Source organism: Thiovibrio sp. JS02 (assembly GCF_053485635.1).
Genome location: NZ_CM130715.1, coordinates 2,404,696 through 2,425,107 on the forward strand (window position 1 = coordinate 2,404,696; position 20,412 = coordinate 2,425,107).

Genomic DNA, 20,412 nt, shown 5'->3' on the forward strand with positions numbered 1-20,412 from the left:
TGCCATCAGACCTCGGCCATGAAAAATCATGCTGGGCCAAGAGTGAGGATAATCGGAGCTATTCGCGGCTGGCCGGCTCCTTCCCCTTGAACGGCCGGCTGATGAGAATCCCTGCCTCGTAAAGACCGAACAGCGGCAGGGCGAGCAGAACGGTGGAGAAGATATCCCCCACGGTGAGCAGGAAGGAGAGGATCACGATGGCGATGTAGAAGTACTTGCGGCGGCGGGCAAAGTAGCCCCTGGCCACAATGCCGACCTTGGTGGCCATGACCATGAGAAAGGGGATCTCGAAGGAAAGACCGAAGGCAAGGGCTGTCCTGGCCACGAAGGTGAGATAGGAGTCCAGCTTGGGCAGGGGGATGAGCCGCTCGGTGGCAAAGCTGAGCAGAAAGGAAAGAGCCTGGGGCAGCACCACAAAGTAGGCAAAGACCACGCCGCCGGCAAAAAGGGAAGTGCCCCAGAACACCACATGCCGGGCCACCCGCTTTTCATGCTGGTGCAGACCCGGGGAAACAAACATCCAGAGCTGATGGCAGCAGACCGGAAAGCTGGCCATGAGCCCGACCAGCAGGGAAATCTTCAAGTAGCTGACAAAGGCCTCGGTGAGATTGGTATAAACGAGCTTGGCCAGGGTCGGATGTCCCTTGATGAGCGGCGCCATGAAAAAACGGGCAAGATGGTCGGAGAAGGCATAGGCCGTGGCCGTGAAGACCAGAATCGCCAGGAAGGAAACCAGAACCCGGTGCCGCAGTTCGGTAAGATGCAGGGAAAAATGGCCGGCGAGAACGCTCATCCTGCCTTGTTCCCGCCTTGGGCTTCCGGCGTCTCCTCGGCAGGGGCCGGCACGGGCGAGGCAACCGCGTCAATCTTCGGAGTCCCGCCCTCGATCATCGAGGTGGAGGGCAGCTGGGGATACTCCTCCCCCACCTTCTGCTGCCAGGGATCCTGCTTGAGTTCATCCTTCAGTTCCTGGTCCAGGTTGTCCTTGAGGGCCGAGGCGGTTTTCTTGAGTTCCAGCACCCCCTTGGCAATGGATTTCGCCATCTCGGGAAGCTTCTCCGGCCCCACCACGATAAGGGCTATGCCCATGATCAGAATCAATTCAGGAAGCCCGATGCCAAACATACCAGTAGCCTCTGCGGAAAACGGAGGAAACGCCGGCCGCCCGCACGATGCGGACAAACGGCTCAACAGGATCAGAAGCTGCAATCTACGGCATTTGCAAAGGGGTGTCAAGAAGCGCGACGCGATGACAAAAGCAGGGCCGGCCGGCCTTCGCCGGAGCAGCGAGACCATCCGGCCAGACCATCTTAATTGACTTTTTATTTTGCTTTGACTATGGTGCCTGTGGCTGTAATGGGTAATCCGTAGCAAATCGATGCCGCCATTCCGGGACGGCTTGCTGATACATATTTTTTCACTGATTTTTTCGCGCTTTTTAAGGAGAAGAAAGATGGCCAATGTGGTAATCATCGGGACGCAATGGGGCGACGAAGGAAAAGGCAAGATTGTCGACCTGTTGACAGAGTATGCCGACTATGTCGTTCGTTTTCAGGGGGGCAACAATGCCGGCCACACCCTGGTGGTCGAAGGCAGAAAATTTGTCTTTCACCTCATCCCCTCCGGCATTCTCTACGAAAACAAGAAATGCTTCATCGGCAACGGCGTGGTCCTCGACCCCGGCGTCCTGCTTGAGGAAATGAGCAAACTCGCCGCCAGCGGCCTGCCGGTCAATCCCCAGCGCCTGATGATCAGCGAGCGCGCCAACCTCATCATGCCCTACCACCGGGTCCTCGATTCCTGCAGCGAATCGGCCCTTAAGAGCGGCAAGAAAATCGGCACCACCGGCCGCGGCATCGGCCCCTGCTACGGCGACAAGATTCTCCGCAAGGGCATCAAGGCCGGCGACCTCCTGGATCGGGAATTCTTCCGGGAAAAACTCCAGGAAAACCTTGAGGAGAAGAACTTCCTCATCACCAAGAGGTTTGGCGGCGAGGCCCTCTCCGTTGACAAGATCTACGACGAATTCATGCGGTACGCGGAACAGCTCGCCCCCTTCATCGACAATGTTTCCGTGGCCCTGGACCAAGGCCGCAAGGCCGGCAGACACATCCTCTTCGAAGGGGCGCAGGGCACCCAGCTCGACATCGACCACGGCACCTACCCCTTTGTCACCTCCTCAAACACCATTGCCGGCAACGCCTGCACCGGCAGCGGCTTCGGCCCCTCCCATATCGACTGCGTCATCGGGATCCTCAAGGCCTACACCACCCGGGTCGGGGAAGGCCCCTTCCCCACCGAGCTTTTCGACGGGGTGGGTGACGAGCTGCAGCAAAAAGGCGGCGAATTCGGCGCCACCACCGGACGCAAACGCCGCTGCGGCTGGCTGGACGGCGTCATCGCCCGCGAGGCTGTCCGCCTGAACGGCATCAACGGCCTGGCCATCACCAAGCTCGATGTCCTGAGCGGCCAACCGAGCCTGAAGCTGGCCACCGCCTATGAGGCAGAGGGAAAAACCCTTTCCGCCATGCCCGGAAACATCAAGGCCTACGCCAGGCTGATCCCGATCTACGAAGAGCTTGCCGGCTGGCGCGAAGAGATCAGCCAGGCCAGAAACGTTGCGGATCTGCCGGCAAAGGCCAGGGAGTACGTGAAACGCATCGAGGAGTTCACCGAAACCCCGGCTTACGTCCTCTCCGTTGGGCCGGGCCGCGAGCAGACCATGCTCCTGCGGAATCCATTTGAGAAAAAATAACCCGCAAGGGGGAGAGGATGACCTCACTGCTCAGGCCAGACAGCTACGCCCGCCACACCCTGGAGCGCTATACCGGCTCAAGCGTCAAGGAGTTCGGCACCCACATCCTGCTCTGCAACTTCAACCGTTATATCGATGATTTCGCCCGCATCACCGGCAACGAGATCAAACGCGGCCACTGGAGCGCGGTGCATGACCGGGAACGGAACCTGAGCATCATCAATCACGGGGTGGGCTCGCCCTCGGCCGGCATTGTCATGCACTGCCTCTCCTTTCTGGACGAGATCAAGTGCGTGCTCATGCTCGGCATGTGCGGCGGCATCGACGACAACCTGGAAATCGGCGACATCATCATCCCCACCGCCAGCATCCGCGACGAGGGCACCAGCCCCCATTATCTGCCCAAGGACGTGCCGGCCATTCCCTCCATCCACGTCAACCGCATCTGCGAACAGGTCATCACCAGCGAATTGAAGATCGTGCCCAAATCGGGCATCCTGATGACCACCGACTACCGGATGTGGGAGTTTGACAACGAGTTCATCGACTACATCTACAAGCACCGCATCATGGCCATCGACATGGAGATCGCCACCCTCTTCGCCGTTGGCTACGCCCTCAACGTGCCCACCGGCGCCATGATGCTCGTCTCCGACCTGCCCCTCAAAAAGGGCGGCATCAAGAGCAAGGACAGCGCCGAGGAGATCTTCCTCACCTACACCCAGGAGCATCTGCAGATGGGGCTCAAGGTGATGGCGGCCGCCTGCCAGGGCGGCCAGGGGCCGCTGGGCTGAGGCCGGGATGCTCCCATGCGTATCCGCCCGGCAAGCGCTTGTCCGTCCTGAGCGCCATGCCGCCTGAACCGGAATTGCCCGGCAAGAGATACTTCCCGCGGAGAAATGCATGCCCAGCCAGATCGTCCATATCTCGCTCACCGCGAAAGATACTTCATCCCGCCTGAGCGAACAGCCTCCCGTCTCTTTCGAGACGATCCGGCCGGAAACACACGCCATCACCATCGACCCGCGCAAGCGTTTTCAGACGATGGAAGGCTTTGGCGGCGCCTTCACCGAAGCGGCCGCCGTTACCTGGCAAAAGCTTTCCGCAGAAAAGCGGGCTGAGGTCATGCGGGCGTACTTCGACCCGCACGACGGCCTTGGCTACACCATGGGGCGAACGCATATCAACAGCTGCGATTTCGCCTTGGGGAACTATGCCTGTGCCGAAGTGGACGGCGATTTTGCCCTGCAGCACTTTTCCATCGAGCGTGACCGGGCCGCCATTCTGCCCATGCTCAAGGAAGCCCTGCGCCAAAGCGGCGGCCTGAAACTGTTCGCTTCGCCCTGGAGCCCGCCGGCCTGGATGAAGACCAACGGGCAGATGAATGGCGGCGGCCGGTTGCGGCCGGAATGCCGCGAGGTCTGGGCGCGTTACTATTGCCGCTACATCCGGGAGTATGAAAAAGAAGGCATCCCCTTCTGGGGCCTCACCGTCCAGAATGAACCGGAAGCCAGCCAATCCTGGGATTCCTGCCTGTACACCGCCGAGGAAGAGCGCGATTTCGTCCGTGATTATCTGGGGCCGACCCTGCGGAAAGAGGGACTGGACCATCTCCGCCTGCTGATCTGGGACCACAACCGGGATGCGATCTACGAGCGCGCCAGGATAGTGTACGATGACCCCCTGGCCGCGCAATACGTCTGGGGTACTGCCTTTCACTGGTATATGGGGGATCATTTCGAGAACCTGACCGCCCTGCACGAAGCCTTTCCGGACAAACACCTGCTCTTCAGCGAAGGGTGCCAGGAAGGCGGCCCGCATACGGGCGAGTGGGAGGTGGGCGAACGCTACGGACGCTCGCTCATCAACGACCTCAACCGCTGGACCGTTGCCTGGGTGGATTGGAATCTCATGCTGGATGAGCGCGGGGGCCCCAACCATGTCGGCAATTACTGCAGCGCGCCCATCCTGGTGGATACCCGGGCAGGAGAGCCCCTTTATCAGAGTTCGTTCTACTATCTCGGCCACTTCTCCCGCTACATCCGCCCTGGCGCCCAACGCATCCTGCATGCCGGCACGGCCGACGAGCTCGAAACCACGGCCTTCCACAATCCGGATGGGAGCATCGCCGTGGTGGTCATGAACCGCACCGGGCAGGCGGTGCCCTTTGCGCTGCAATACAGGAACCGGGCCGCCCGCACGATGAGCCCGGCCCGTTCCATCATGACCCTGCGCTTTGTCCATTTTCCCGGCTAGGCCCGGGCCGGGGCAGCACGACGATTTTTCCGGCACCTGCAAGAAGATGTTGACGGAGTTCCCCTCTTTATGTAGGAATTGCAGTGTGATCTTGTCGTGGGACCGTGGGCGGATTGATATGGCCGGATGCCAACCGAGAAACGATTTGTACAACCGAAAAGCCGTTGCGGACGATTTCCGCCATCCGGGAAAGACCGCGAAAATCAATCGGGTACGCCCTCTCCCCCCCGCCCGCCGTCGCCTTTCGCCGCCCAGGATTCCATCGCAGCCGACCGGCGTCACCTCCTCCATTACCCCCTGAGCCCAGATGCCTAACTCCCTCGATTTTCTCTTTGAATTTCTTCGCCTGTCGAAGCTGTTCTGGCGCTCGGATAAAAAACTGAAGATTCGGGGCACCGTTTTCTTTCTGGCCCTCCTGACCATCATGCAGATGCTCCTGGCCGTGGTGATCACCCAATGGAGCGCGGCCTTGTTCAACGCCCTGGAGCAGCACTCCATGCGCGGTCTTGTCACCCAGATCGGCGTACTGGCGATCATCTTCGTCGCCGACATGGCCGTGACCGGCTCGCATCTGGTCATCAAGCGCAATCTGCAGATCTACTGGCGCGACTGGCTGACCGACCATGTCTTCTCCCGCTGGATGCGGGATGGCCGCCACTACCTGATCTCGCACCTGCCAGGGGAGCACGACAACCCGGACGGGCGCATCGCCGAGGATTGCCGGGTCGCCAGCGAGTCGGCGGTCGCCCTGGGTCACTCGTTGTTTTACTGCATCCTGCTTCTGATCGGCTTCACGCAGGTACTCTGGTCCCGCTCCGGGGTGGTGACCCTCGACCTGGGCGCGTGGCAACTTCCCATCTACGGGCATCTGGTCTGGATCGCCATCATCTATACGGCGCTGGCCTCCTGGCTTGGCTGGCGGGTGAGCCGGCCCCTGACCGCCGCCACCAACGCCCGGCAGTCGGCGGAGGCGGACTTCCGCGCCAGCCTGGTGGAAGCACGGGAAAACAGCCAGGCCATCGCCCTGATCCATGCCGACCGCTTTGAACGGCAGCTTTTCCGTGAGCTGTTCTGCAAGATCCGGAAGGTCTGGAACGTGCAAACCGCTGCCTGGCGGAATATCCAGATATTCAGCACCGGCTATTCCTCGCTGAACATGGCCTTTCCGATCCTGATCTCCGCCCCCCGCTACATCCTGGGCAGCATCACCCTGGGCGCCATGATGCAGGCCGCCCAGGCCTTCCAGCAGATGGTCGGCGCCCTTTCCTGGCCGGTGGGCAACGCGGGCGGGATCGCCGAGTGGCGCGCCTCGGTGGAACGCATCCTGAGCCTCTTGAAGGTGCTGGACAATGTGGAGGAGGAGCTGGCCAAGCCGGACCACTGGATCCGAGTGCAGAGCTCCGACCGGCCGGTCCTGGCCTTCCGCGACCTCGGCATCGCCAAATACGACGGCCCGACCTTGGCCCAGGGCCTCAACATGGAGATCGGCAGGGGCGAGCATGTGCTGGTCACCGGCAACACCTACACCGGGGCCAAGCTCTTCCGCGCCATTGCCGGGATAAGGCCCTGGGGCCGCGGCCTCATCGAACTCCCCAGCCAGGGCCGCCTCTTTTTCATGCCGCCCCGGCCGCATCTGCCCACCGGCACCCTGCGCAACGCCATCTGCTATCCGGCCTCCCGCCGGGTTTACACCCAGGAACAGCTGGAAGAGGCGCTCCGTCTGGTGGGCCTTGACTACCTGATCGGCCAGCTCGACCAGAAGGACAATTGGCTGCACACCCTGGCCCGGGGAGAGCAGCAGCTCCTGGGCATGGTGCGCCTGCTGCTCAACCGGCCCCAGTGGATTTTCCTGCAGGAGGCCTTCGACTCCCTGGACCCGGCCGAGGAGGAACGGATGCTGCGCCTGATCTGCGAACAGATCCCCGACGCCACCCTGCTTGCGATTTCCCACCTGCCAAACGGCGATTCTTTTTACGCGCGCCGCCTGGTCCTGTAAAAATTTTTCCCAGAAGAGCGATCATGACCATGCAAACGGTTCACCAAGGCGAAAGCAAACTGCGCGGCGTCAATCTCGGCGGCTGGCTGGTGCTGGAAAAGTGGATCACCCCCAGCCTGTTTACGGGCTTAGATGCCACCGACGAGACCTCCTACTGCGTCGAACTGGGCGAGGCCGAGGCAACCCGACGCCTGCACCGGCACTGGCATACCTTCATCAGTCGCGACGATTTCGCCTGGCTCAAACGCGCCGGCATCAATGCCGTGCGCCTGCCGGTCGGCCACTGGCTCTTCGGCAAGGACTACCCCTATCACCGCAGCTACCAGGAGACGCGCTATCCCTTTGTGGAAGGAGGGCTTGCCGTGGTCGACAAGGTATTCGAGTGGGCCGGGGAATTCGGCCTGCGGGTGGTCCTCGACCTTCACGCAGCACCAGGTTGCCAGAACGGCTTCGACAACGGCGGCATCCTCGGCGTCTGCGAATGGCACACCAGGGAGGAGTACATCGAGCACTCCCTGACGGTGCTGGAGCGGCTGGCCGAGCGCTACGCCGACCAACCGGCCCTGCACGGCATCCAGGCGCTCAACGAGCCGCGCTGGGATATCCCCACCGACCTGCTCAAGCGCTTCACCGGCGAGGCCTATCGTCGTATCCGCCGCCATTGCCCAGCCGAGCGGGTGACGGTGGTCTTCCACGACGGCTTCCGCAGCTTCAAGGAGTATGCAGGCTTCCTCCAGGAGCCGGAGTTCAGGAACGTGGCCCTCGACATCCACCGCTATCAGTGCTTTGTCGAGCACGACATCAACCTGGACATTTTCGGCCACATCACGAAAAGCGCCGTGGAGTGGCGCACGGAAGCGGACGAACTCATCCGCGAGGCGGGCTATCAGATCTATTGCGGCGAATGGAGCCTGGGGCTGAACCTGAAGGTGGTCTCCCTCTGGGCGGAGGGGCCCTTCAACCATGCCCTGGAGGAAATGGACGCCTTTCAGATGTCTGCGGCCTACCGCGGCTACGCCGCGGCCCAGCTGCTGACCTTCGAGAAATACGCGGGCTGGTTCTTCTGGACCTACCGGACCGAGAGCGCCACGGAGTGGAGCTATCGGGACTGCGTGGAGCAGGGCTTCTTCCCCGACTTAGGCCGGCCGGAGCAATTCACCGGCATCCGCGCGGCCCTGGAACGGGTCAAGAATCCCACCGCCTGAAGAATGGAGAGATTTCAGCCATGCTCAAGGTGATGAGCTTCAACATCCGGGTCGGCCTGGCCGACGACGGCGAAAATCACTGGCAGAGGCGCAAGGCTTTTGCCCTGGAAAGGATTGACGCCTTCGGACCCGACCTCCTCGGCCTCCAGGAATGTCTCGACGGCGAGCAGGCCGAGTTTGTCCGCGCCAATCTCCCGGACCATCATTTCCTCGGCAGCCATCGGAGCGGCCCCGGAGGCACCGCGCTGGAGATGGCGCCCCTGCTCTTCCGCCGTTCCGCCTTCCATCTTCTCGACACCGGCTGCTTCTGGTTGAGCGAGACCCCGGAAGTTCCCGGCAGCATGAGCTGGGGAAGCAACTATCCCCGCACGGTGACCTGGGCCAGGCTCTCCTGCCGGCACACCGGGGCGGTGCTTACCCAGGTCAACACCCATTTCGACTACGAACCAACGGCCATCGACGGAGACGCCAGGGTTCTGCGCCACTGGCTCGACCGGATCGGCCGGGATACCGCGCTCATCGTCACCGGCGACTTCAATGCCGACAGGGACTCAGACGCCTACCGCCTCCTGACCGGCGACGGCACACTGCGCGACGCCCTGCGGCAGATTGAGCCGCAGGCGGAAGATGGGGCCACCTTCCATGCCTATGGCCGGCAGGAGGAAATGGCGGCCATCGACTGGATCCTTATCTCCGGCCATTTCCGGGTGCTTGCCGCGCAGATCGACCGCGCGCGCCACGGGAACCTCTTCCCCTCGGACCACTACCCCATCACGGCAACCCTCGACTGGAAGGGGTGATCCGGCGACAGCCGGGGGCAACCATTTCCCGGACGGCAAAATTCCCGCACGATTCAACGCATACCGCGGTCCTTCCCGATACGACGCCTGTTGCCTGACCGTCAGTGGCCGACGATGCAAACACGCCGACCTCGGCAGCCCGAAAAATCCTGGCGAAAAGAGGTGGGGCCTTTGCTCCCGGCACCGCATCGACCTGTCACCGCGCCACCGTCCGTGCGCCGGCGATGACCTCGCCCATGTCAAAGGCGATCTGGGCGAGCATATTGGGGACCACCGGCCCGACCTGGGAATCCCTGGTCTCCGGCGGGTTGAAGGAGGCGACAAAGCGGCTCCAGGTGGAGCTGTCCGGATAATCCATGGGCTGATCCATGGACTGCTCGATGTACCAGACGGTATTGCCGGTATGCACATTGAGAAGCCGGGTGGCCACCTCGACCCTGCCGCCTCCGAACTGGCTCCCCTCCAGGGCATAGTTGACCCTGCCGGCAAGGACCAGATCCACTTTGGCCTTGCTTCCGGCGGCCAGGGCGGCCGGAAGATCGTCATAGGACCCTTCCAGACGCAGGACCCTGGGAAAGGCCTGCTTGCCCAGAAGCACATCTTTGAAAAGCATGGCCACGCCAATCCCCTGCTCCGGTCGCATGTTGGCCGGCATTTGAAAAGGCAGCACCCCCACCGTCATCTCCTGGTAGGTGTTTACCTCAGGGTAGATATAGACCACCGGCGAATTCTTTTTCACCGGAACCGGGGAAGAGGCCCAATTGTTCTGTTTCGGCGCGCAGGCGCAGAACGCAAAAAACAGAAACACGGCAATGATCAATTTATGCATGGTCGCTCCTCAACGCTCATAGGCGGAAAGAAAGGCATCGCTGCCGCTCTGGCTGCCGGCGGCAAGGAGATGATTGATCGTGCGGCTGCGCTGCAACTCAAGACCGGCCACGGAAAGCACCTGTTGCGAGCCGGCATCGAGCAGCTTCAGGTTGAGTATCACCGTGGTCGGAGTCAGGGAGTAGGTGCCGGTGAGAACGGCCGCGACCTGCTGCTGTTTGGCCAGAAGCGCGGCATCCCTGGTGAGCATCAGCTCGCCGCTGTTATCCCGGATCAGCAGCTCGGCCCCCTTGCGGATCTCCACCACCGCGAAGCCATGGCGGAAAAGACTGGTCGAAAGCGCTTCGCTCAGGGTCCGGCCGAACCGGCTGCTGGCATAGAGATTGTCAAGCTCGACAATGGTGGTGAGCAGCAGGCGCTGACCGCGACCGCCTCCCTGCATGCCGGAGGCGAGCTGCAGGGCCAGCTCTTCCCCGACCCCGAAGAAATCAGGGGTGACCACCGATACGGTGCCGCCGTTGTTCACCCTCGGCGCGCAGCCAACCAGAAAAAGCAGCAACAGTCCCAACGGCAATATCCCTGCCAGCCTTCCCGCCCTCTCGATCCGCAGAAACTCTTTCATACCCCGCCTTCTCCTTGTCGGGAATTTGACAGCAAGTTGGTGTCCCGCAACCATTGCAAGGTCCGTCATTTTTCCGGAAACTGCCGGACCGTCACCCTGGAGGTGCCGATGGCGACCGCCGGCATGCTTTCGTTGGCCAGCATCCCCGCGGTCAGGGAGCCCAACGGCAAAACGGCGTTTGCCGTGGAAAGCACCATATTGTCCTCATTACGCAGCAACCGGACATTCACCAGCACCTCCTGCTCGGTCACCGTATAGGTGCCCACCACCATGGCCTGCGCCGACTGAACAAAGCCCAATTCATCCATGTCCCGGGAGAGCCCGTACTCGCCGTGATGCTCGCTGATCATCATTCCCGGGGTTTTACGCACCTCCACCACCTCCACCCCTGCCTGCTGCAGTTCACCGATGAACTGCTCGCCGAGGTAGCGCCCCAGCGAAGAGGTGGCATAGAGGTTGTCCAGGTTCACGAAGGTGCTCACCGCCACCACGTACTCGTCGACAACATCCTCTCTGGCGTTGACCAGCAGTGCCTTGCCGAGCTGCGTGATTGCCGTTTTCAGCGCCGCGCCCTGATCCGGAAGCGCGCCCGCTCCGCCGGCCCCCTTGCCGCCACCGGGCAGAGGCAGGGCCAGATTATGGGGCGAAAAAACCCGGGCCGTGCGGAAGACATAATCGGGCGGCAGGGCGTGGGGATAGTTGTAGAAATAAGGCCGATAGACAGGCACAGGCCGAACCTGGCCGCCAGATATCACGGGATTGCCGCCAGCGGCCGCCGGAGCTCCCGAGTCATCGCCAGTGGCCGGACTTGCCGTAAAGAGCGCGGCAAGCGCGGAGATGATTATTGTTTTTCGCATTGCAAACCCTCCATACCCGATTAAGGATTGGTGGACTCCCAAGACGGGATTCCCACCGGTTAACGCCTTGAACTCCCCGTCCTTGTCCTTCCTTCGCTTTTGCCAGGGCATCAGGGATTAAAATTATATGCCGGATACTCGTCTTCCATGTTCCGCCAGGAAGGCCCAAAGGCCTGGACCATCGGGTCCATCCGGTCGAGCGCCTGCTTGCCCGGATAAATCACCGGCACCCTCTCCCCGCCGGCGCCAGACGGGGACCCGAGACGCATCTGCACCTCGGCCAGTTCCGTATAGACTCCACCGGAACAACCGAAACAGCTCAGCAGCAAGAGCAGCACCGCCACGATTCTCATAACCAACACCTCCCCTTGCCTTGCGGCAGACGCCAGGCCCGCCTGCGCCCATGTCAGCAAAATGACATTCCATTCAAAAGGCGGACCCTGGAAAAAATTTCCCGCCAGGACCGCAACCAAAGCGCTCCTGGCGAGCGGACAGGGAATATTTTTCTTCCTGCCCGCAGCCGTTCGCCCATTTTTCTCTCTGCTGCATTGTCAACAAGCATATTCTGTGCCAAAAAACACGAACAAGATCTCTTACCCATGCGCGCAGCCCATTGCGCGGCTGGGTCCTGAAGAATTGGCGGTTTTCCCAAAAACAGCACCACAGGACAAAAAAACCAAAAATTCAACTGGTTGGAAGGCGCAAACCGCCACCGTTCGCTTGCCCGAGCAAGACGCCGCATGGCCTCCTGCTTACGCGGTCAGGAAAAAATTCCAAGCCGGAAATACCGATCTGGCGGGCTTCCGCCGGAGCGCGGCGAAAAAAACATTGCTAAAAAGTCGCGATAGATTATATTTTTTCGGTTTAATCTGCCGCAATAAGCTCAAACAGTTCTCCCCAAGGAGGAGTTGCAACTATGGCACGTATTACTGTGGAAGACTGCCTCAGCCAGATCGGAAACGAAAACCGTTTTTCCCTTATCCATCTCGCGGTCAAGCGCATCAAACAGCACCGCAAGGGTGCTCCTTTTCTGGTGCGCTGCAAAAACAAGGAAATCGTCTGCACCCTGCGGGAAATTGCGTCTGGCCTGGTAAACTTCAAAACCATTCAGAGCTACAACGCCTATGCGGAGGAAGTCAAAGAGCCGGTCGCCCAGGAGGCGAACACGCTCACGGATCAGGCTTCTTAACTGACCAATGGAAAAGGATTTTTACAAAACCCTTGGCGTCGGCGCCGACGCGTCCGCGGAGGAGATAAAAAAAGCATACCGCAAATTGGCCATGAAGTATCATCCGGACAAGAATCCGGGGGACAAAGAGGCTGAGGAGCAATTCAAGGCAGCCGCCGAAGCCTACGAGGTGCTCGGCGACCTTGAAAAAAGGAAAATTTACGACCGCTACGGGGTTGCCGGCCTGAAGGACAGCGGTTACAGCGGCCCGGGCAACTTCGAAGACATTTTCTCCAGCTTCGGCGATATCTTCGGCGACATGTTCGGCGGCTTCGGCGGCCGTTCGGGACAGAGAAGGCAGGGCCCTGTCCAGGGCAACGACCTGCGCTATGACCTGCATATCTCCTTCATGGAAGCGGTGCACGGCGCGGAAAAAGAGATCGAGATCACCAAGCTGGACACCTGTTGGACCTGCGAAGGAACCGGGCTCAGGCCGGGCCACAAACCGGAAACCTGCTCCACCTGCAAAGGCCACGGCCAGGTCGTGCATGCGCAGGGATTTTTCCGGGTGCAGACCACCTGCCCCAAATGCCACGGCGAAGGAACGATAATCACCGAGCCGTGCAACGATTGCCAGGGCGCCGGCCTTGTCAGGAAGAGCAAGAAGGTATCCCTGAAAATTCCGGCCGGTGTTGATACCGGCGCCCGCATGCGCCTCAGGGGGGAGGGCGAAGGCGGCCGCAAGGGTGGCCCTCCCGGGGATCTCTACGTGATTCTCCATGTGGAAGCCCATGATTTCTTCCACCGGGAAGGCAACGATATCCACTGCCATTTCCCCTTGAGCATGGTGCAGGCCGCCCTGGGCGCCAAGGTGACCATCCCCACCATCCACGGCAGCAAAGAGTTGGAGATCCCGGCAGGCACACAGCCCGAGCAGGTTTTCACCCTCAGGGGCGAAGGGGTTCCCTCCCTGCGGGGGGGCGGCAAAGGGGACATGTTCGTCGGCATCAAGGTCATCATCCCCAAGAAGTTGAGCAAAAAACAGAAAGAGCTTTTAAGCGAGTTCGAGGGACTGCAAAAGGAAAAGGGGCAATCCCACGAGGAAGAAGGGTTTTTCAAGAAAATTCTCCATATGCTTGCCGAGGAAAAGTCTTGATTCTTCCCGCCGGGTCAGAGAAAATGAGCGACCAAGAAACCGCGCCCAATCCGCTCACCCATTTTGACGATGCCGGCAATGCCCGGATGGTCGACGTGGGCGCCAAGAACGAAACGGTGCGGGAGGCGATGGCGGCGGGAGCCATCACCCTTTCGCCGGAAGCGTTTGCCCTGCTGCGATCCGGAAATATCGCCAAAGGCGATGTCCTGGGGGTTGCGCGCCTTGCCGGCATCATGGCGGCAAAAAAGGTGGATGAGCTCATCCCCTTGGCCCATCCCCTGGCCATCAACAAGGTGACGGTCGATTTCGACCTCTCGGAGGCGACCAGCTCCATTGAGATTCGGGCAACCGTGGGCATCACCGGCAGGACCGGCGTCGAGATGGAGGCCCTCACCGCCGTCTCGGTGGCGGCCCTGACCATTTACGATATGTGCAAAGCCGTGGACAAGGGCATGATCATCAGCAACATCAGGCTCATCAGGAAAACCGGCGGCAAGAGTGGAACCTATGCGCGAAACGAAGGATGATGCCCGCGGCCGGATGGATAACCGGAAGTATTGTTAAGGAATAACCGTCGGCAACGCGTTGTCCGCGATGCCGACAAGGATGCACCTCGCTGAAAAAGCAGTTTGCCTCAGCCATACCAAGGGAGTAACAGAGTGAAAAGAGAGCAACTTGATTATTTTCGCCAAAAACTCGAGGCCATGAGCCAGGATCTTTTGCAGGAAGCGGAAAAAACCATCCATGAGATGACCGACAGCACCGACAACTATCCCGATCCCACCGACCGGGCCAGTGCCGAATCCGACCGGAGCTTCGAGCTTCGCATTCGTGACCGTGAACGCAAGCTGCTTGTAAAAATCCGGGAAGCCATCGAACGCATCGACGAGGGGACTTACGGCATCTGTGACGAATGCGGAGACGATATCTCGGTGAAGCGCCTTGAGGCGCGCCCCGTCACCACCCTCTGCATCGAGTGCAAAACCCATCAGGAAAACCACGAACGAGCCCAGAAAGGCTTATAGGGATAGCCGACGATGCCTGAACTCCGCAAAGACCCGATCATTGGCCGCTGGATTATCATTTCCACCGAAAGAGGGAAGCGGCCCACTGATTTCATTGTGGAAAAAAGTACGGCCAAAGGCGGCTTCTGCCCCCTCTGCCCAGGCAACGAGAACACCACCCCTCCCGAGGTCCTGAGCTACAGCAGCGCCGCCGGACACCAGCCCAACAGACCGGGCTGGGATCTGCGGGTTGTCCCCAACAAGTACCCTGCCCTTGTTATTGAAGGCAACCTCAACAAGGAAGGCGAGGGGCTTTATGACCGGATGAACGGCATCGGGGCACACGAGGTCATCATCGAGACCCCGGACCACGCCGAAACCTTCACCACCCTGCCACCGGAGCGGATGGTCAAGGTTTTCTGGGCCTACCGGGACCGCCTGGTCGACCTCGGCCAGGATCCGCGCTTTCGCTACGTGATGGTCTTCAAGAATTACGGTGCCGCGGCCGGCGCCTCTCTTGAGCATTCCCATTCCCAGCTCATTGCCCTGCCCATCCTGCCGAGGATGATCAGCTCCGAACTGGAGGGCAGCCTTTCCTACTACAAGTACAAGGAACGCTGCATCTTCTGCGATATCATCCGCCAGGAGATCAATCAGGATCTGCGGGTTGTCGCGCAGAACGACCTCTTCATCGCCATCGTCCCCTATGCGCCACGCTCGCCTTTTGAAATGTGGGTGCTGCCCAAACGGCATGCCTCCTCCTACCTGGCCATGGACGATGCCCACTTTGTCGCGCTGTCCCAGATCTTTTCCGAGTGTATGCGCCGCCTGGACAAATGCATTCCCAATGTCCCCTACAACTTCGTCCTGCACGGAGCACCGCTGCGCTCGCAACCGCTGGAGCATTACCACTGGCATTTTGAAATCATGCCGAAACTGACCATGATCGCCGGTTTTGAATGGGGCTCGGGCTTCTACATCAACCCCATTCCGCCGGAAGAGGCTGCCCGTTACCTAAAAGAGGCGGAAATTTGACCCTTGCCGGAAACCGCTTCAAAATCTTGAGCAACTACAAAGGGGGGGCTCAATGAAAAAAATACTGCTCGTTGACGACGAAGACAGCATCCATCTCCTCTACCGGGAAGAACTGGAAGAGGAAGGCTACGAAGTGCATTCCGCCCTGTCCGGGGAAGAGGCCCTGGGAAAGCTGAAAATCATCGCCCCGGATCTGGTCATCCTCGACATCAACATGCCGGGGCTGAACGGCATTGACGTATTACGCCAGCTCAAGGAAAAAAATCCCACCCTGCCGGTCATCCTCAGCTCCGCTTACCAGGAGTACAAGCAGGATCTGGCCTCCTGGGCCTCGGATGAGTATATCGTCAAGTCCTCCAACCTTGACGAACTCAAGGCCGCTGTAAAGAAGCATCTCAGCAAGTAGTGCGCAGTTGCGGTACCCCTGTGCGCAAAGCCTCCCCTGAGCCGAGACCGTTCCGCCCTTCTCCGGAAGGCGCCGGCCCCGGCTTTCCGGCCCCGAGGCTTATTTTTTTTACGGATGGCGAACAAAGACGCAGGTGAGCGGAACCGCAATGAAAGATATCCAAGGCCAGCGCGACTACAGGCGCATCAACATCAAGAAGGTGGGGGTAAAAAACATCTCCTACCCGGTCACGGTTCTGGACAAATCTCAGAAAACCCAAAAAACCGTGGCCACGGTCAACATGTACGTAAACCTGCCCCACCACTTCAAGGGAACCCACATGAGCCGTTTTGTGGAGATCCTCAACCGCTTCCACGGCGAAATCAACCTGAAAAGCTTCCACCTGATCCTTGAGGAGATGAAAGCCAGGCTGCAGGCCGAGGCGGCCCACATGGAAATCGCCTTTCCCTACTTTCTGAAAAGGACGTCGGGAGAGGGAAAATCCGTGGAGATCCATGAATACCCATGCAGGATGCATGGCTCCCTGCAAAAAACCGACGATCTGATCCTGGAAGTCCAGGTGCCCATCTCCCCCCCCCTGCCCTCCCAGGTGAACAACGGCCTGCCCCGCTCACTCGGGCACTGGGGCCGGGCCACCATCCAGCTGCGCTTCCGGCATTTCATCTGGATCGAAGAGATCATCACCCTGGTGGAGGAGGTGACCAGCCACGGACTCAACTGGCCGGTCAGCGAGAGCGGCCCGGAGCTTTCCCTTTCCGTGGAAAGCCTCACCCAGGCCCTGGGCGGCAAACTTGAGAAGCATCCGGAGATCCGCTGGTTTTCCGTCCTGGTGGAAAACCTCGCGCAAGGCTACAGCACCTTCGCCTCCCTGGAATGGCCGGAGCAAAACACCTTGAACCAAAGCCCGGGCCAATCCCCGGCAACCCACTGATCATTACAAACGAGACACCAGTCATGCAAGATGAACTCCTCTTTGAAATCGGCACCGAAGAAATCCCGGCCGGCTATCTCATGCCCGCCATGAAGCAGCTGGAAAAAATCATGGGCGAAAAGCTGGGCTCCCTCTCCCTGCCCTTTGCCTCCCTGCGGACCCTGGCCACCCCGCGCCGACTGACCATTGCGGTTAAGGGCCTGGCCGGACAACAACCGGATCGGGAAGAGGAAGTGCTGGGGCCGCCGAAAAAAGCCGCCTTTGACCAGAAAGGGCAGCCCACCCAGGCGGCCATCGGCTTTGCCAAATCACGCGGGGTCGATATCGAGGCCCTGCAGGTTGCCCAAACCCCCAAGGGCGAATATCTCATGGTCAGGGTCGCGGAAAAGGGCCGCTCCACCCCGGAACTGCTTGCCGAACTGTTGCCCGAGGTGGTGACCAGCCTCAATTTCCCGAAATCCATGCGCTGGGGCAAGGGCCGCATCAGTTTTGCCCGGCCGATCCAGTGGCTGCTCGCCGTCTACAACGGCAAACCGATCTCCTTTACCCTGGATCAGACAACCAGCGGCAACAGCACCCAGGGCCACCGCTTCATGGGCCGCGGCCCCTTCCCCGCCTCCGGGCTCGACGACTACCTGGAAACCCTGCGCAACGCCGAAGTCGTGGTTGATCCCGCGGAACGGCGGGCGGCGGTGCTTGCCGAAATCACCCGGGCCGCCAGGCAGGTGGGGGGCACGATCCTCCCCGACGAGGAACTGGTGGACACGGTGTGCAATCTGGTGGAAAAACCCTTTGCCATCTGCGGCACCTTTGAGGAACGTTTTCTGGCCCTGCCCCAGGAAGTGCTGATCACCTCCATGCGCGAGCACCAGAAATATTTCGCCGTGGTTGACGAAAGCGGCAGGCTCATGCCCCACTTCGTGGCCGTGAACAACACCAGGGTGAAAGATGCCAAATTGGGCGCCGACGGCCACCAGCGGGTCATCCGCGCCCGGCTTGAAGACGCTTTTTTCTTTTTCAAGGAAGATCAGCACAAATCCCTGGCCGACCGGGTTCCCGACCTTTCCGGCGTCATCTTCCAGGCCAGGCTCGGCACCATGCTGGAAAAGACAGAGCGGGTCAAGGCCCTGGCCGGCCTGCTGGCCAGACAGCTCGCGCCGGCTCATCTTGCCCAGACCGAACGGGCCGCGCACCTTGCCAAGGCGGATCTGCTCACCAGCATGGTCGGCGAGTTCCCCACCCTGCAGGGCGTGATCGGCCAGGATTACGCCCTGCTCAACGGCGAAAGCCATGAGGTGGCAAAGGCCATCCGCGAGCATTATCTGCCGGTCCGGGCCGGCGGCGCCCTGCCCGCCAGCATCCCCGGCGCCCTGGTGGGCATGGCGGACCGGCTGGACTCCATTGCCGGCTGCTTCGGCATCGGCCAGACCCCCACCGGCACCACCGACCCCTTCGGCCTGCGCCGTCTCGCCCTGGGGCTGCTCAATATAACCGCCGCCATGGGCTTTCCGCTCTCCCTGCCGGAAGCGATCGCCAAGGCCCTGACGCTTTACGGCGACAAGCTGACCATCCCTCGCGAGGAGGCGGCCAGAAACGTGCTCGATTTCATCAGGGGCCGTTTTGTCAACGACCTTACCAGCCAGGGCATCCCGGCGGAAGCGGTGGAAGCGGTCACCTCGGTTTCCTTTGCCGACCCGGTTGATTGCCGGCGCCGCATCGACGCCCTGCTGGCCATCAGCAACCAGGAGGCTTTTGCCAGACTGTCCGGCGCCTTCAAGCGAGTGATCAACATCATCAAGGAAAACAAGGAAACCGCGGTCCGGGAGGCCCTCTTCCTGGAGGCTGCGGAACGGGAGCTGTATTCCGCCTATCAGTCCGTCAAGGGGGAGGTGTCCCCCCTGCTGGCGGAAGGGCAATACGAAAGGGCCATGACCGTGATCCTGAGGATGAAGGAACCGGTGGACAGCTTTTTCGACAAGGTGATGGTCATGGTGGAAGATGAAAAGGTGCGGCAGAACCGCCTGAACCTGCTCACCGCCATTGCCCGGCTCTTCCTCGGCATCGGCGATTTCTCAAAGATGTACGCCCTTAATCAGTGAATTCGAAGAGCTCTACGATATCGAGGGCCTCATCGTAGAGCACCGGCAGGGAAGTCGCTTCGATCCTGAGCCCCTTGGCCAGGCGCAGCACCGAATCCCAGTTGCCCCGCTCATAATCGCGGACCAGGGCCAGGGTATAACGCATGGGATTTACGGCCTTGCGCAGCAGGACTTCCTTGATGACCGGAGCCAGGGGCAGCTCGTGGAGGACTTCGGCCATGGGCCGGTCGAGCAGGGCCGGCAACAGGGAGAACATGCCCACCGTGTGATACTTGCCGCTCTCGGCCGGGCAGCGCAACAGCCGCTGGGCTATCAACTCGCAGAAGCAGCCGCGCATGGTTGCCATGCGCAGCAACTCGGAAGGCTTGTCGTCGGCCATGTACGAGAGCATCATCAACGAGAGCCACTTCCGGATATTGATCTCCCCCAGCATGACCACCGCATCCGGCACCGCCTGGATCTCCTGCATCCGGGCAAAGTAAGCGGAATTCACATACTTGAGCAACTTATAGGCCAGGGAAACGTCACGGCTGATCAGTTCGGCAAGCCTGCCGAAATCATAATTCTCATCCTGGATGTGCTTCAAAATCTGCAGATACTGGAGCTTGGAACCCGGAATATCGCGCCCCTCGACGATGTTCGGCCTGCTGAAAAAGTAGCCCTGGAAGAGATCGAACCCCATCTCCTTGGTAAGCTCAAACTCCTCGGCTGTCTCAATTTTTTCAGCCAGCAGCTTGAGCTCCGGCCTGGCAACCACCTCAACCTGACGCCTGAGCTCATCGATCCCCATCAGCCGGATGTCGAACTTGATGATTTTGGCCAATTCCAGGAGCGGCAGGAACTTCTTTTCGTAGAAAAAATCATCCAGGGCCAGGACGTAGCCCCGTTTGGCCAGTTTCTGGCAGGCGGTGACCACTTCCTGGGTCACCGCGACGGTTTCCAGGATCTCCACCACGGTGGTTGCCTTGGAAAACAGCGCGGGAACGCCATTGAGAAGCATGTCTTCGGTGAAATTGATAAAGGCCTTCTTGCCGCCGGTGAGCTTGCCGAGGCCAATCAGAAGGTAGGAGTTGGTGAGGACTCTGGAGGTTGCCTCTTCACCGTCCTGTAACGGGTCGAAAAAATTCTGCTGTCCGGCCCGAAAGAGAAGCTCATAGGCAAATACCCTCTGGTTTCTGCGAAAAATGGGCTGCCTGGCGATGAAGATATTGGGTTTGGCAGCGACTTCTCTGTCATTGGCATCAGACATACGACGGAAAATGCCTCACAAGCGTTCTTCCTCAAGGATCTTCCC

The 20,412-nt window shown here is 60.3% G+C and carries 21 protein-coding genes; 14 read left to right on the forward strand and 7 right to left on the reverse strand.

From position 1 onward, the window contains the following. Positions 1 to 58 precede the first annotated feature (58 nt). Together tatC and tatB are read right to left on the reverse strand one after the other, a co-directional pair. Positions 59 to 793, reverse strand: a complete 735-nt coding sequence (gene tatC, locus ACUUL3_RS10995; RefSeq protein WP_448551314.1) for a twin-arginine translocase subunit TatC — start codon at positions 791 to 793, stop codon at positions 59 to 61. Then, a complete protein-coding gene (gene tatB / locus ACUUL3_RS11000) occupies positions 790 to 1,125 on the reverse strand; it encodes a Sec-independent protein translocase protein TatB (RefSeq protein WP_448551316.1) in 336 nt (111 codons plus the stop codon). The genes tatC and tatB overlap by 4 nt, the downstream gene beginning before the upstream one ends. A gap of 328 nt (positions 1,126 to 1,453) precedes the next feature. Here tatB and ACUUL3_RS11005 point away from each other — a divergent pair, with 328 nt between their 5' ends. From ACUUL3_RS11005 to ACUUL3_RS11030, 6 genes are all read left to right on the forward strand, one after another. Beyond that, positions 1,454 to 2,755, forward strand: coding sequence for an adenylosuccinate synthase (locus ACUUL3_RS11005; RefSeq protein WP_448551318.1), 1,302 nt, complete (start codon positions 1,454 to 1,456; stop codon positions 2,753 to 2,755). Positions 2,756 to 2,772: 17 nt separating this feature from the next. After that, on the forward strand, positions 2,773 to 3,549 hold the full coding sequence (locus tag ACUUL3_RS11010; RefSeq protein WP_448551319.1) for an AMP nucleosidase: 777 nt from the start codon (positions 2,773 to 2,775) through the stop codon (positions 3,547 to 3,549). A 109-nt stretch (positions 3,550 to 3,658) separates the two neighbouring features. Further along, positions 3,659 to 5,011 (forward strand): glycoside hydrolase family 30 protein, encoded by a 1,353-nt coding sequence (locus ACUUL3_RS11015; protein ID WP_448551321.1) that lies wholly within the window; start codon positions 3,659 to 3,661, stop codon positions 5,009 to 5,011. A gap of 307 nt (positions 5,012 to 5,318) precedes the next feature. Next, positions 5,319 to 7,007, forward strand: coding sequence for an ABC transporter ATP-binding protein/permease (locus ACUUL3_RS11020; protein WP_448551323.1), 1,689 nt, complete (start codon positions 5,319 to 5,321; stop codon positions 7,005 to 7,007). A gap of 23 nt (positions 7,008 to 7,030) precedes the next feature. After that, positions 7,031 to 8,212, forward strand: coding sequence for a glycoside hydrolase family 5 protein (locus ACUUL3_RS11025; RefSeq protein WP_448551324.1), 1,182 nt, complete (start codon positions 7,031 to 7,033; stop codon positions 8,210 to 8,212). A 20-nt stretch (positions 8,213 to 8,232) separates the two neighbouring features. Beyond that, a complete protein-coding gene (locus ACUUL3_RS11030) occupies positions 8,233 to 9,012 on the forward strand; it encodes an endonuclease/exonuclease/phosphatase family protein (RefSeq protein WP_448551326.1) in 780 nt (259 codons plus the stop codon). 196 nt (positions 9,013 to 9,208) lie between these two features. Here the strand turns inward: ACUUL3_RS11030 and ACUUL3_RS11035 are convergent, their stop codons facing one another. From ACUUL3_RS11035 to ACUUL3_RS11050, 4 genes are all read right to left on the reverse strand, one after another. After that, on the reverse strand, positions 9,209 to 9,841 hold the full coding sequence (locus ACUUL3_RS11035) for a hypothetical protein (protein ID WP_448551328.1): 633 nt from the start codon (positions 9,839 to 9,841) through the stop codon (positions 9,209 to 9,211). Positions 9,842 to 9,850: 9 nt separating this feature from the next. Next, positions 9,851 to 10,462, reverse strand: a complete 612-nt coding sequence (locus ACUUL3_RS11040) for a FlgO family outer membrane protein (protein ID WP_448551330.1) — start codon at positions 10,460 to 10,462, stop codon at positions 9,851 to 9,853. A 65-nt stretch (positions 10,463 to 10,527) separates the two neighbouring features. After that, a complete protein-coding gene (locus tag ACUUL3_RS11045) occupies positions 10,528 to 11,319 on the reverse strand; it encodes a FlgO family outer membrane protein (protein WP_448551332.1) in 792 nt (263 codons plus the stop codon). 110 nt (positions 11,320 to 11,429) lie between these two features. Beyond that, positions 11,430 to 11,672 (reverse strand): hypothetical protein, encoded by a 243-nt coding sequence (locus tag ACUUL3_RS11050; protein WP_448551334.1) that lies wholly within the window; start codon positions 11,670 to 11,672, stop codon positions 11,430 to 11,432. Between the two features lie 563 nt (positions 11,673 to 12,235). Between ACUUL3_RS11050 and rpoZ the strand changes: the two genes are divergently transcribed. The 8 genes from rpoZ to glyS all read left to right on the forward strand — a co-directional run bounded on the left by rpoZ (position 12,236) and on the right by glyS (position 19,118). Beyond that, positions 12,236 to 12,508 carry a DNA-directed RNA polymerase subunit omega gene (gene rpoZ / locus ACUUL3_RS11055; protein ID WP_448551336.1) on the forward strand — a complete coding sequence of 91 codons (273 nt, stop codon included), beginning with the start codon at positions 12,236 to 12,238 and terminating at the stop codon, positions 12,506 to 12,508. A gap of 7 nt (positions 12,509 to 12,515) precedes the next feature. Further along, entirely contained in the window at positions 12,516 to 13,643 is a 1,128-nt protein-coding gene (gene dnaJ / locus ACUUL3_RS11060; protein ID WP_448551337.1) for a molecular chaperone DnaJ, read from the forward strand. A 23-nt stretch (positions 13,644 to 13,666) separates the two neighbouring features. Next, on the forward strand, positions 13,667 to 14,170 hold the full coding sequence (gene moaC, locus ACUUL3_RS11065; protein WP_448551339.1) for a cyclic pyranopterin monophosphate synthase MoaC: 504 nt from the start codon (positions 13,667 to 13,669) through the stop codon (positions 14,168 to 14,170). 132 nt (positions 14,171 to 14,302) lie between these two features. Continuing rightward, positions 14,303 to 14,668, forward strand: a complete 366-nt coding sequence (dksA, locus tag ACUUL3_RS11070) for an RNA polymerase-binding protein DksA (protein WP_448551341.1) — start codon at positions 14,303 to 14,305, stop codon at positions 14,666 to 14,668. 12 nt (positions 14,669 to 14,680) lie between these two features. Continuing rightward, positions 14,681 to 15,682, forward strand: a complete 1,002-nt coding sequence (gene galT, locus ACUUL3_RS11075; RefSeq protein ID WP_448551342.1) for a galactose-1-phosphate uridylyltransferase — start codon at positions 14,681 to 14,683, stop codon at positions 15,680 to 15,682. Between the two features lie 52 nt (positions 15,683 to 15,734). Further along, on the forward strand, positions 15,735 to 16,088 hold the full coding sequence (locus tag ACUUL3_RS11080) for a response regulator (RefSeq protein ID WP_448551344.1): 354 nt from the start codon (positions 15,735 to 15,737) through the stop codon (positions 16,086 to 16,088). A gap of 148 nt (positions 16,089 to 16,236) precedes the next feature. After that, a complete protein-coding gene (locus ACUUL3_RS11085; protein ID WP_448551346.1) occupies positions 16,237 to 17,019 on the forward strand; it encodes a GTP cyclohydrolase, FolE2/MptA family in 783 nt (260 codons plus the stop codon). A 23-nt stretch (positions 17,020 to 17,042) separates the two neighbouring features. Next, entirely contained in the window at positions 17,043 to 19,118 is a 2,076-nt protein-coding gene (gene glyS / locus ACUUL3_RS11090) for a glycine--tRNA ligase subunit beta (protein WP_448551348.1), read from the forward strand. Here the strand turns inward: glyS and ACUUL3_RS11095 are convergent. Further along, positions 19,108 to 20,367 (reverse strand): EAL and HDOD domain-containing protein, encoded by a 1,260-nt coding sequence (locus tag ACUUL3_RS11095; RefSeq protein ID WP_448551350.1) that lies wholly within the window; start codon positions 20,365 to 20,367, stop codon positions 19,108 to 19,110. The two genes, glyS and ACUUL3_RS11095, sit on opposite strands and share 11 nt — an antisense overlap. Positions 20,368 to 20,412 lie beyond the last annotated feature (45 nt).

What these genes read in the sequence shown, in the direction of transcription:
- ACUUL3_RS11050 (WP_448551334.1), bottom strand. Translation starts at nt 11,672, where the DNA reads ATGAGAATCGTGGCGGTGCTGCTCTTGCTGCTGAGCTGTTTCGGTTGT.
- rpoZ (WP_448551336.1), top strand. Translation starts at nt 12,236, where the DNA reads ATGGCACGTATTACTGTGGAAGACTGCCTCAGCCAGATCGGAAACGAA.
- galT (WP_448551342.1), top strand. Translation starts at nt 14,681, where the DNA reads ATGCCTGAACTCCGCAAAGACCCGATCATTGGCCGCTGGATTATCATT.
- ACUUL3_RS11085 (WP_448551346.1), top strand. Translation starts at nt 16,237, where the DNA reads ATGAAAGATATCCAAGGCCAGCGCGACTACAGGCGCATCAACATCAAG.
- ACUUL3_RS11080 (WP_448551344.1), top strand. Translation starts at nt 15,735, where the DNA reads ATGAAAAAAATACTGCTCGTTGACGACGAAGACAGCATCCATCTCCTC.
- ACUUL3_RS11035 (WP_448551328.1), bottom strand. Translation starts at nt 9,841, where the DNA reads ATGCATAAATTGATCATTGCCGTGTTTCTGTTTTTTGCGTTCTGCGCC.
- tatB (WP_448551316.1), bottom strand. Translation starts at nt 1,125, where the DNA reads ATGTTTGGCATCGGGCTTCCTGAATTGATTCTGATCATGGGCATAGCC.
- ACUUL3_RS11010 (WP_448551319.1), top strand. Translation starts at nt 2,773, where the DNA reads ATGACCTCACTGCTCAGGCCAGACAGCTACGCCCGCCACACCCTGGAG.
- glyS (WP_448551348.1), top strand. Translation starts at nt 17,043, where the DNA reads ATGCAAGATGAACTCCTCTTTGAAATCGGCACCGAAGAAATCCCGGCC.
- ACUUL3_RS11095 (WP_448551350.1), bottom strand. Translation starts at nt 20,367, where the DNA reads ATGTCTGATGCCAATGACAGAGAAGTCGCTGCCAAACCCAATATCTTC.
- ACUUL3_RS11045 (WP_448551332.1), bottom strand. Translation starts at nt 11,319, where the DNA reads ATGCGAAAAACAATAATCATCTCCGCGCTTGCCGCGCTCTTTACGGCA.
- ACUUL3_RS11005 (WP_448551318.1), top strand. Translation starts at nt 1,454, where the DNA reads ATGGCCAATGTGGTAATCATCGGGACGCAATGGGGCGACGAAGGAAAA.
- ACUUL3_RS11040 (WP_448551330.1), bottom strand. Translation starts at nt 10,462, where the DNA reads ATGAAAGAGTTTCTGCGGATCGAGAGGGCGGGAAGGCTGGCAGGGATA.
- ACUUL3_RS11025 (WP_448551324.1), top strand. Translation starts at nt 7,031, where the DNA reads ATGACCATGCAAACGGTTCACCAAGGCGAAAGCAAACTGCGCGGCGTC.
- tatC (WP_448551314.1), bottom strand. Translation starts at nt 793, where the DNA reads ATGAGCGTTCTCGCCGGCCATTTTTCCCTGCATCTTACCGAACTGCGG.
- moaC (WP_448551339.1), top strand. Translation starts at nt 13,667, where the DNA reads ATGAGCGACCAAGAAACCGCGCCCAATCCGCTCACCCATTTTGACGAT.
- ACUUL3_RS11030 (WP_448551326.1), top strand. Translation starts at nt 8,233, where the DNA reads ATGCTCAAGGTGATGAGCTTCAACATCCGGGTCGGCCTGGCCGACGAC.
- ACUUL3_RS11015 (WP_448551321.1), top strand. Translation starts at nt 3,659, where the DNA reads ATGCCCAGCCAGATCGTCCATATCTCGCTCACCGCGAAAGATACTTCA.
- dnaJ (WP_448551337.1), top strand. Translation starts at nt 12,516, where the DNA reads ATGGAAAAGGATTTTTACAAAACCCTTGGCGTCGGCGCCGACGCGTCC.
- ACUUL3_RS11020 (WP_448551323.1), top strand. Translation starts at nt 5,319, where the DNA reads ATGCCTAACTCCCTCGATTTTCTCTTTGAATTTCTTCGCCTGTCGAAG.